The organism is Waterburya sp., from assembly GCF_058530065.1.
In genome coordinates, this window is record NZ_JBZNBU010000346.1 from 1 (window position 1) to 10161 (window position 10161).

The window sequence follows — 10161 nt, forward strand, 5'->3', positions numbered from 1 at the left end:
ATTGTGTTCTCTACTCTTTTCAGTAGAAAAAGCGATCGCAATTTTCTATGGATTTACTACTTATCACCCCATAGTCATAAAAGAGGGATTAAATTCAAGAACGTCTTAAGCGATTTCTTTCTGACATCGAAAGCGAGATTTGAGATTGAAGGCAAAAGCAGCTACCAAAATAGTTAAAATTCCCGTAATCCATAAAGGAGTGGTGTAGTTTAAACTAACCAGCAAACCAGAGATTACAGGACCAATCGCATTAGACATACTAAGATAGGAAGAGTTGATGCCTAGCATTTCTCCTTGTTCTCTAGTCTCGGCATTGAGAGAAAGTACCGTATCGATTAGAGGCATGGGAAAAGAATTTACCAGTCCAAAAATCCCTAAAATAATTATAAATGCGCCATAGGTAGGGAAAGTTGGCATCAAGAGAAAAGTTATTCCCCGCAGGGCTAAAGATACGGCAATAATATTTATTAAATTGAATCTTTTGCTTAAAGAATCTAGAGCAAATACTTGAGTGATAAAACCCAAAATTCCCACTAAAGCAAACATCATTGCCAATTCTTTGGTGTCTCTATTTAATACTTTCAAGAAAAACGGTTGAAAGGCAAAAGTAAAAATAGTAAAAGTGCTGCCACTTAAAAAAGTTAAGACAAATAACTTACCCAATCTCGGTCTAGTTGCAGACTTAGCTATCTTGCCAAAAGCAAAATCATCCCACTTTAGTTGAAATTCTTTTAATTCTCCTGAATTCGACGTAGTTTCGGGTAAGAACAACAAAGTTAAAACTACAGCTAAAGTCGCGATCGCAGCACTGACTATGAAACTCATACCTAAAGAAGAAATTCCTGGTAAAGTCGGTAATTGCTGTGCCAAGTAACTCAATACAGGACCAATCACAAATCCCAAACGAAAGGTAGCACCAAAGATGCCAAAAGCTTTAGGACGTTGTTGGGGTGTAGTAATATCCCTAATTACCGCACTAGCAACAGAAGTATTTCCACCAGTCAAACCATCCAACATTCGCGCTGCATATAATAACCAAGCAACTCCTGCCACGCTAGCCATTAAATTGGCGACTACTGTTCCTGCTAAACTAAAAACCAAAATATATTTTCTTCCCAGGCGATCGGATAATTTACCCAAAATAGGCGTACCAACAAACTGCGATAAAGCAAAAGCAGTTGTCAGCAAACTAGCTTGTAAATCGCTCAAGCCAAATTGTTTGGCGTAGGGATATATGAGGGGAATAATAATCGTAAAACTGATGGCATTAATTAAAGCAATTAAAGCAACTAACCAAAATAAGGGAGGCAGATCGAATTTCTCACGCCAATTGGGACTTTTCATTATTTAAGTAATAGTGAAACATAGCAAACAGAATTAAAATGATCGCATCAAAAACTATTGACTGCGATCGATTGATAATTGAATTTAATCTTAGTTTGAGCTTAAGTTATATTGGCTGTATCTTTGGTTGGAGATGCTGTAGACTCACTGACAAATAGCTTGGGAAATAATAAACCAGAACGTTCTTTGTAAGCAGCAAATTCAGGATAGCGAGCTAAAGAATTATCTTTTTTACGCATATTAGGTACAAAGATAAAAGCAACAAACAAACCTAAAATAACAAACGGAAGCCAATGCTGCGCCAACATAGCAAAGCCAAGATAAATCAAAATCTCTCCTAAATAATTAGGATTGCGACTGCGACTAAAAAAACCTTTAGTAATTAGACCTTGACGATATTTAAGAGTAAAGTATTTCTGGGCATCACTACCATAATGCAGAAATACGCCAAAAATATTGGTGGTAATTGCCAAGCAAATCAAAGCTGCACTCGGTTGACTGCCACTACTAATTAAGATCAAGGGTGCTATCCAATACGTACCAAGGATAAAAAAGGTGAAAATTCCTAAGGGTATAGGAACTGATTCTTCCCATTGACGATCTGGATAGAGGTTATCTTTGATTAACCACATCAGACCATAAGTTCCATGTAACGCCAGATACACCCAAGGAGCTAGAGTAAAATTCTGATAAAAAAACATCAATCCCAAGACAAAGGCAAAAGTTAGAGATTTATGTAAATTAATGGGATATTTGATTTTCATTAAAATTAGTTCGACTGTTAAATGATTATTTTAACTAGTTTTGCTAAATTCAAAATATTATCTTGCGAGTAATGCGATCGCGCAAGAGAAAATCTTCTGCTAAACAATGATATTTTCTCGGAAAAATTTTTTACTGCGCTTTTCACATGGGTAGACCACATAATTAAACTTTAAAAACTAAGAACTAAGAACTAAAAACTAAAAACTACGAACTAGTAAATTTTCCAAGAGAGCTATTCAACTGAAAACGGCTGTAAATCCTAGTTTATTTTTTTAATTTCAATTACTATTTATTCTGTAATAAAGTGATCGCAATTAACTATCAGCACTAGAGTCTTCCGACATTACTTTTAAACGAATAATGCGATCGCCTTCCTCATCTAGAGGCACTTCGATAATGTCCCCTGTTAAAGATTCCATACAGGTTATCAAAGAACGCAAGTGAGGGTTAGAAGCCCCTGTCTCTACGTACAAGCGATCGGCTATATTACTAATTCTTTTCCAGGTAGTGTAAAGCTTGCCGACGGTTTGTTCGAGGGTAGTTGCTTGTTTGACTAAATCCGCAGCAGTATTAATACAATCTAGTCTGAGTGCCTCTTCTAGTGCCATTTCCATATCTACTGCCTTATCCCGTAAAGTTTGTACTTGGGCTGCTGCATCGAGATATTTAGCCAAATTCTTGGCTTCGCTGGTCATCATTTTGACCGTATCGATATCGGGACTTTCGGCAATTTCTCGCTTAATTTCTACCAAATGAGAATCGGGTAATTTTTCCATTTCTCGTACTAGGGGGGCAAGATGGCGGGCGGGTAAAGAACCTTCTGCTGCTTTTTCTTTAATCTCGTCGGGTAGTAACTCCGAACTCATTGCCGTCCATTCGTCAGATAGTTGCTTTACTTCTCGGCGGGTAATGCGATCGCCTTTTTGGGCTGCTTCGCTGACTAATTGTTGAATTTCGGGGGCAGAATTGGCAGTTTCGACAAAAGCCCGCTTGCTAAAATTATTAATACTATCGGGATCTAGCATTCCATCGGCTAGTAAAGTATCGGCACTGTTAGCCAACTGAATCAAACCATAGGCTTGAGACTTAGTGATTTCCCGATCTTTGAGCCAGTTAAGAAAGCCCGCACCTCTGCCTTCTCCCCCTTTTTTTTCCCTGTCGCGGATCGATCGCAATACTCTGCCCCGCCAAATATCTGTTTGTAAATCAAAGCGATCGCATATTTTCCAAATGGTATCTAGTTGTTCGCGGAAATCCGACTCTCTAATTTCTTCATCTTCAGGATCGGGTAAATTGAAATTAAAATCGGCGGGAATCTCTAAAGCAGCGACAATCTCTTCTTGAGAAACTTCATTTCCGTTAACTAGGGTAACTTCACTCATGCAGGGCAATATATAACACTAAAAGGTAAATAGACGCAGATCTCGATCGCTTGAATGGTGGAAATCTACACCTCCGTTATTATGCCAAACAAAAAACCCCAGCCAAAATAATTTAGAATAAAACACTTTCCCACACAGACAAAAAAAAGTCCCCAGGTACCAAACTGAGGACGATTGTCTAACAGATAATATCTGTCGTATAGCTCTATCTCTTCTCTAATATTGCCCATTTTTTGCCTAATGGTTGCGATCGCGATCGCAATCTTTAATTATTATCCCTCAATTATTCATTTTCTTCATGAGATTGAGTTGGAATACATTCTCTGGCTTCTTCGAGAGTTACTACATCTTTGGCACATTCCTTGTATTCTTGCCATTGTTCCCGAACTATTTGCTTAATTTCTTGATGGCGGGCAATACCTTCATAAGTAAAACGATTTAGATTGCGATCGACAATTAATTCTTCCATGTAGCGAATTCTTTGTTTGCTATTAGGGTGAGTGGAAAGCCATTCTGCTGGTTCGGCATTTTCCTCGTCTTGATTGTGTTCTTGATGAAGTTTTGCCATTAAATTGCGAACCCCATCGGCAGCATAGCCAGAATTAACTAAAATTCTCGTACCATAAATATCTGCTTGTCTTTCCATGTCACGACTATAGTTAAGCACGATCAAGCTGGTTGCTGCATTACCCACATAGGGAATGTAACTAACAACATTGGCGGTAAGATTGCCTTGAGTTATCAATTGAAAACCATGAGACAAAGCAGCATGGGCTACTTCGTGAGCTAATAATCCTGCTAACTCTGCTTCTGAGTCAGTTTTCATAATTGCTCCTGCATTAACAAAAATTTTACCTCCAGGAAGAGCAAAGGCATTCAAACTATCATCCATGATAATAAAAAATTCATAGTCAAAATCATTTCTGCCAGAATGGGAAGCAACTTTTTGACCTATTTCGTTTACATATGCCGTCACTCTTGGATTGTTTAATAAAGGTAACTGTTTGACAGCTTGCTGCGCGCTAGCTTTGCCGATAGCAGCCTCCCCTTGAAGTAACGTAGAGGTAGTTTCTAAAGCGGAAAGAGGACCAAATAAATTACCAGTTAAAATAAATCCCACTGTACCTGCGATCGCATTACCGATCGCATTTAAGGTTATTTTAGAGCGCAAGTCACTTTGATATTCTGCTAAATATTCTTCTGCCTTGATGGTTAATTTCTTAGATTCGGGTAGATCGGGATTAAATAAAGCAAACTGTCGCGCCAAGATCGAAGCATCTAACCATTCTTCCCCCGCAATATGAGTTTCAATTCTCGCTTGGGTTAATTTTGGTGCGTTAGGATATAGAGCTACAGCCCGATCTAATACTCTTTCTGCTTCTGCTTCCCGTTCGTATTGTTGAAGCATTTGGGCATAATGAAGATGACCTGGAATAAATTCTGGCTCTCTAGTAGTTAATAGTTTTAAGGCACTCAAAATTTTACTTTCTAATTCTTGTTCCTTTCCCTTTTGATAGTTTCGCCAAAAAACATTCCCTGCAACGCTGAGTTTTTCGGGATCTTCAAATACTTCGACGGATTCTCGATCTTGTCTGGCTTTTTCTCGTTCGATTTCCCAAGTTTCTTTGGTTTCTCGATATAGTTTTGCTGCTTTTGCTTTATAACCAGATAAATAAAGTTGGTCTGCTGTAGCCAGTTTCTTTAACCGAGCCATTTCTTCTGGCGTGGGTAAGTAAGTTTCTTCCTCTTCCTCTGTTTCTTCTTCCTCTGTTTCTTCTTCCTCTGTTTCTTCTTCCTCTGTTTCTTCTTCCTCTGCTTCCTCTTCCTCTGTTTCCTCTTCTGCTTGACTAATCAAATCGAAATTATTATCCACCAACGCCTGAGACTCTGCCAAAACTAGAGTGGGAGACAACAAAACATTTAAAACAATTAAATACCAACTAATTAATCTCATAATCTAAAACCCTAATCCCTAATCCCTAATCCCTAATCCCCAATTAAAAAGTTATAAATAATAAAAAAATATTAACTATTACCTTTCATTTTACAATCGGCACATCTTACAGTAGAAAATGTTTACTAATAGCAAAGGTAAAATAAATGACTACTCACTTTATTACTGCCGAAATCGATCTTCAAGAGACACCCATTCAACTTCAACAAGAAATTGAAGCGAACCTAAAAAAAGAGGGCGAACCTCTACGCTGGGCTGTAACCAGTGTCGATAAAGACAAGCAAAAAGCAACGGTAGAAGCTATCGTTACCCAAGAAAACTAGTTTATTAGTTCTATACTGTCTGTAATTTATTTTTGTATGTCGAATTTTACGGTTGTTCTTATTGTTCCCACAGGAGTCGGAGCAGCGATCGGTGGTTATGCGGGAGATGCTCTACCCGTAGCTAGGGCTGTTGCTAGCATTAGCGATCGCCTGATAACTCATCCTAATGTTCTTAACGGAGCGCAGCTATATTGGTCTTTAGATAATGTCTATTATGTCGAAGGCTATGGCTTAGATCATTTTGCAGCAGGAAAGTGGGGCTTAAATCCAGTAAGACAAAATAAAATCGGCTTGCTTTTAGATCGAGCGATCGAGCCAGAATTGCGCTTGCGTCACCTGCAAGCAGCAGATGCAACTAGAGCTACTTTAGGACTGAGTTTGACCGATTATGTGGTTACCGATGCTCCTTTAGAAGTAGAATTGCGCGTTGCCGAATCTGGGGCTAGTTGGGGTACTATTGGCAATCCTGGTAGTTTGCTTCGAGCAGCAGACAAATTAATCCATCAAGGAGGGGCAGAAGCGATCGCCGTAGTGGCTCGTTTCCCTGATGATGATGACAGTATAGAACTACAAAACTACCGACACGGATCGGGAGTAGACCACCTAGCAGGAGCAGAAGCGGTAATTTCTCATTTGATAGTCCGTAACTTTGGCATTCCTGCTGCCCATGCCCCAGCTTTAAAGCCCTTAGTAGTCGATCCAAAAGTGTCTCCCCGTGCTGCTGCCGAAGAATTGGGCTATACTTTCTTACCGTGCGTCTTGGTGGGTTTAAATCGCGCCCCTCAATTTGCTACTCAACCCGAATTATTTTCTGCTCAAACCATTAAAGGAAGTTCGGTTGATGCGGCGATCGTTCCCTATAGTGCTTGTGGTGGCAGTGCTATGATGAGCTTTGCTAATTCCGCAACGGAAATTATTGCCGTAACCAATAATTCGACTCAAATTAATGTACCTCCAGAGCCTTTAGGCATCAAGGTAACTCAAGTTAATTCCTATCTAGAAGCCTTGGGAATCTTAGTTGCTCGTAAAGCGGGCATCGATCCTCAAGTATTTCATCCCGATATATCATCTCTTCGTTGTTTATAAAAACTCGTGGCAAATCCAAATAATCCCGAACTCGAACCCCTTAGCCGCACCCAGATTCTAATATTTATGGGTGTTACCGCTGTCTTGTTAATGGCGATCGCCAAAATTTGGCAGAAGTTGGGCAAAGTTCAACTACTAGCGGTACAGTTTAATTCTCAAGCTTTATTATGGAGTGTGGCATTAGCCGTAGGAATCACTGTTGCTAGCGGTATTATTTACCGTCTGTGGCCTGCCTACCGTCGGAGTGCGGATATTTATTTGGAATTGGTAATTAAACCTTTAATGTGGGTCGATCTAATTTGGCTGGGATTATTGCCAGGATTGAGCGAAGAATTACTATTTCGGGGGGTCATGCTACCCGCTTTAGGGTTAAACGTAACTGCATTAATTCTTTCCAGTATTTTGTTCGGAGTATTACACCTTAGCGGTGCGGGACAATGGCCTTATGTACTTTGGGCAACTATTGTGGGTTTTGCCTTGGGCTATTGCGCTCTCATTACTGGTAATTTGCTCGTTCCTGTTTTGGCTCATATTATTACTAATTTGGTTTCTGGTTTGTTGTGGAAGTTCAATAATCGTCCCATAACTAGCGATTGAACTTCCACTGTTCAATTACAAACTACCTTTAAAAATCATCTTGACTCCCGTCTTGGGAGCAAGGGTAACCCCTCTTCTAGCTGGTTGTTCTGGGCGATCGCTTTTGAGTTCCAGATTGTAATTAGCAATGATTGTTGCCAAAACCAATTTCATTTCTAATTGAGCTAAAGCTTCTCCAATACAACGGCGTTTGCCACCACCAAAGGGGAAGAATTCATAGGGAGAAAATTCTCGCTCTAAGAAACGTTCGGGTTTAAATTTCTTTGGTTCGGGAAAAACATCTTCTCGTTGGTGTAGCAAATAAATACAACCCATAATTACTTGTCCAGGTTCTAGTTTGTGACCGATTAGTTCTACAGGTTTTTCTACTTCTCTGGGGAAAGAGAGCATTCCGACAGGATAAATCCGCAGGGTTTCTTTGCAGACTGCATCTAAATAAGGAAGTTTGGCGATCGCCATCGGGTCTGGATCTGCACCCAATGTAGCTATTTCAGCCCCTAGTTTCTCGCGAATTTCAGGATAGCGATGAGTCCAATATAAAGACCAAGCGATCGCCGTTGCCGTGGTTTCATGTCCCGCAAACATCAAAGTCATTAACTCATCGTGCAATTCTGCATCGGTTAAACCTTCTCCCCCTTCATCTTTGGCAGACATCATTAAAGAAAGAATATCTTCACGGTGGGAATCTTCTTCTTGTCTTCTATAAGCAAGTTCCTCTTGTATACCGCGATCGATCGCTTGTTGTTGTCTGACTAAATATCCCCAAGGACTCCAAGCACCCAAGTCTTTTTGCAACCAAGGGAAAAATAATAAAGCCGATGTTAGGGTCGATTCAAAGATATCTGCTAAGTTAGTGATGCCCTGTTGCAATCCTTGAGAACGGTCTTCATTTTGCAAGCCATAAACCGCTTCAAAAATAACTCCCAAAGATATTTTCTGGGCTATTTTACGGGCGGTAAAAGATTTATTAGGCTGTAACGTATCCATTACATTACGAGTCAGATCGCAGATTAATTTACCGTAAGACTGCATTCTCTCCCCATGAAACGGAGGTAAGAGTAATTTACGTCTTTTCTTATGGCGATCGCCTTCTATCAATAATAAAGAATTTTCTCCCACCAAGGGTTTTAAAAGCTGATTGTCTTTCGCACCTGCAAAAAAACAAGCGCGATCGCTCGTAATCATCTGGCGCATTCCTTCGGGATGATTGACAAAAATATAATCTTCTCCCCCTGGTGCGATCTTGGCCACAAATAGATCTGGGGCTTGTTTCACCGCCATATCCATATATTTATCGGGTGCTACGACCCATTGAAGTCTTTGCTGGATAGATGATTGCTTAAGATTGGGAAGTGACTGCACGACTATATTATTAAGATTTATTAAATAAACGATTTACCTATCAGTTTAATAAATTCTCAGTTTTTGAGTTTAAGGCTCAAGATCTAGATAGACACGAAACAAATGATGACGAATAACCATATATTTTTCTACACCAAAATGTGAATATAGCTTGTACTCCTAAACTCCACAATTAATGTCGCCTTGGGGAGTTCTTTGTTCGGAGTTATCAGTACGATATGCCGTTAAAACAATCTCTCCATTGCTAGCTACTTTAATTCCTCTAGCTGGTTGGATTTTTCCTTTACTGGTGTTAATAGCTTCAGGTATTGCGGAAGTAGAACTACTTCCCCCCGCAACAGAAACATTTAAAGAATTCAAAGGTAGCTTGGGATCGGGTACAATTCCGCCTTTTCCTTCAATGGTTAGTCCGCTTTTAGCATTTGCCTGTCTTCTCTCTCGACAAGCTTGGGCTACCGTTTGTTGAGATTCAATTAGGTTACTTGGAGGCAATGCAACTGAATCCAAAATATTAACTACAATTCCTTCTTGAATACTCAATTCCGAACTAGCATCAAAATCGTTACGATTATTACTAGGTATTGCTATTCCCTCTTCGATGCCAAAAACTCTATCTACTAAGATATTAATATTGCCTCCAGAACCTAATTCAGCAACAGCAATAATATCGTTGCCGTTGCCAGATATTTCGTTAGGAAAAGCAATAATAAAGTCAGCGTCAATTGTGACATTGCCACCATCAGCAACTCCAAAACTACCAGCAGTAATATTACTATTATTTCTTAGCTGTATTCGATCGTCTACTACAATATCGGCATTACCACCTTCTCCAAATTGAGTAATTGCAGAAATACTTCCACCATTATTTAAAAATAAATTATTAGAACGTAGAAAAATATTAGTTGCAAAAGCATTATTATTTTCTGCTTCCTGACTATCCCCCATACCCAAATTATTGGCTTGAATAGTACCGCGATCGATTCTCAAAATATCGGTTTCAACTCTAATGCTTCCAGCATTGCCCGTTGCCGAATCTTCGCTGTTGGCAAATAAACCAGTAAGAGAAGTTTCTGTATTAATTCCAGATATTTCCACAGAATTAGTAGCATTAATATCAATACTTCCCCCACTACCAATACCTCCAGGAAGTTCCTCCGTCGCCCCAACAATTGAAGAAATAATTTGACTACCTTCTCGTAAAGAAAATATTCAAGAGAAATACTTCCAGTAGCATTTATGATAATATCTCCTGCTTGAGCTTCAATAGAAGTTGAATCGGTTGTAATTCCTGCTATCAGTTCACTTGCATCGCTAAAATCAACATTATTAGCATCTAAAGAAATACTAC

General features: G+C 39.5%; 10 protein-coding genes. 3 read left to right on the plus strand and 7 right to left on the minus strand.

From position 1 onward, the window contains the following. Nucleotides 1-105: 105 nt before the first annotated feature. The 4 genes from AC33VI_RS20700 to AC33VI_RS20715 form a co-directional block, all read right to left on the minus strand. Nucleotides 106-1344 carry an MFS transporter gene (locus AC33VI_RS20700; protein WP_491784157.1) on the minus strand — a complete coding sequence of 413 codons (1239 nt, stop codon included), beginning with the start codon at nt 1342-1344 and terminating at the stop codon, nt 106-108. A gap of 101 nt (nt 1345-1445) precedes the next feature. Next, the gene (locus tag AC33VI_RS20705) at nt 1446-2108 is read right to left on the minus strand and encodes a methyltransferase family protein (RefSeq protein WP_491784158.1); all 663 of its coding nucleotides are present in this window, start codon (nt 2106-2108) and stop codon (nt 1446-1448) included. A gap of 315 nt (nt 2109-2423) precedes the next feature. Continuing rightward, the gene (locus AC33VI_RS20710; RefSeq protein ID WP_491784159.1) at nt 2424-3491 is read right to left on the minus strand and encodes a hypothetical protein; all 1068 of its coding nucleotides are present in this window, start codon (nt 3489-3491) and stop codon (nt 2424-2426) included. 283 nt (nt 3492-3774) lie between these two features. Further along, the gene (locus AC33VI_RS20715; protein ID WP_491784160.1) at nt 3775-5445 is read right to left on the minus strand and encodes a M48 family metallopeptidase; all 1671 of its coding nucleotides are present in this window, start codon (nt 5443-5445) and stop codon (nt 3775-3777) included. A gap of 146 nt (nt 5446-5591) precedes the next feature. On the opposite strand from AC33VI_RS20715, the gene AC33VI_RS20720 reads away from it, so the two are divergent. From AC33VI_RS20720 to AC33VI_RS20730, 3 genes are read left to right on the plus strand one after another with little or no spacing between them, the layout of a single operon-like run. Further along, the gene (locus AC33VI_RS20720; protein WP_491784161.1) at nt 5592-5768 is read left to right on the plus strand and encodes a DUF8621 family protein; all 177 of its coding nucleotides are present in this window, start codon (nt 5592-5594) and stop codon (nt 5766-5768) included. Between the two features lie 36 nt (nt 5769-5804). Continuing rightward, on the plus strand, nt 5805-6854 hold the full coding sequence (locus tag AC33VI_RS20725) for a DUF3326 domain-containing protein (protein WP_491784162.1): 1050 nt from the start codon (nt 5805-5807) through the stop codon (nt 6852-6854). 6 nt (nt 6855-6860) lie between these two features. After that, nucleotides 6861-7451 (plus strand): CPBP family intramembrane glutamic endopeptidase, encoded by a 591-nt coding sequence (locus AC33VI_RS20730; protein ID WP_491784163.1) that lies wholly within the window; start codon nt 6861-6863, stop codon nt 7449-7451. A gap of 15 nt (nt 7452-7466) precedes the next feature. Here the strand turns inward: AC33VI_RS20730 and AC33VI_RS20735 are convergent, their stop codons facing one another. The 3 genes from AC33VI_RS20735 to AC33VI_RS20745 all read right to left on the minus strand — a co-directional run. Beyond that, entirely contained in the window at nt 7467-8813 is a 1347-nt protein-coding gene (locus tag AC33VI_RS20735; RefSeq protein ID WP_491784164.1) for a cytochrome P450, read from the minus strand. Nucleotides 8814-8972: 159 nt separating this feature from the next. Next, nucleotides 8973-9908, minus strand: a complete 936-nt coding sequence (locus AC33VI_RS20740; RefSeq protein WP_491784165.1) for a hypothetical protein — start codon at nt 9906-9908, stop codon at nt 8973-8975. After that, on the minus strand, nt 9797-10161 hold a 365-nt coding region (locus tag AC33VI_RS20745), incomplete at its 5' end, for a hypothetical protein (protein ID WP_491784166.1). The genes AC33VI_RS20745 and AC33VI_RS20740, both read right to left, overlap by 112 nt.

Bases quoted from the DNA above. Each gene is read 5' to 3' on its own strand.
- AC33VI_RS20715 (WP_491784160.1), bottom strand. From the start codon at position 5,445: ATGAGATTAATTAGTTGGTATTTAATTGTTTTAAATGTTTTGTTGTCT.
- AC33VI_RS20700 (WP_491784157.1), bottom strand. From the start codon at position 1,344: ATGAAAAGTCCCAATTGGCGTGAGAAATTCGATCTGCCTCCCTTATTT.
- AC33VI_RS20720 (WP_491784161.1), top strand. From the start codon at position 5,592: ATGACTACTCACTTTATTACTGCCGAAATCGATCTTCAAGAGACACCC.
- AC33VI_RS20705 (WP_491784158.1), bottom strand. From the start codon at position 2,108: ATGAAAATCAAATATCCCATTAATTTACATAAATCTCTAACTTTTGCC.
- AC33VI_RS20710 (WP_491784159.1), bottom strand. From the start codon at position 3,491: ATGAGTGAAGTTACCCTAGTTAACGGAAATGAAGTTTCTCAAGAAGAG.
- AC33VI_RS20725 (WP_491784162.1), top strand. From the start codon at position 5,805: ATGTCGAATTTTACGGTTGTTCTTATTGTTCCCACAGGAGTCGGAGCA.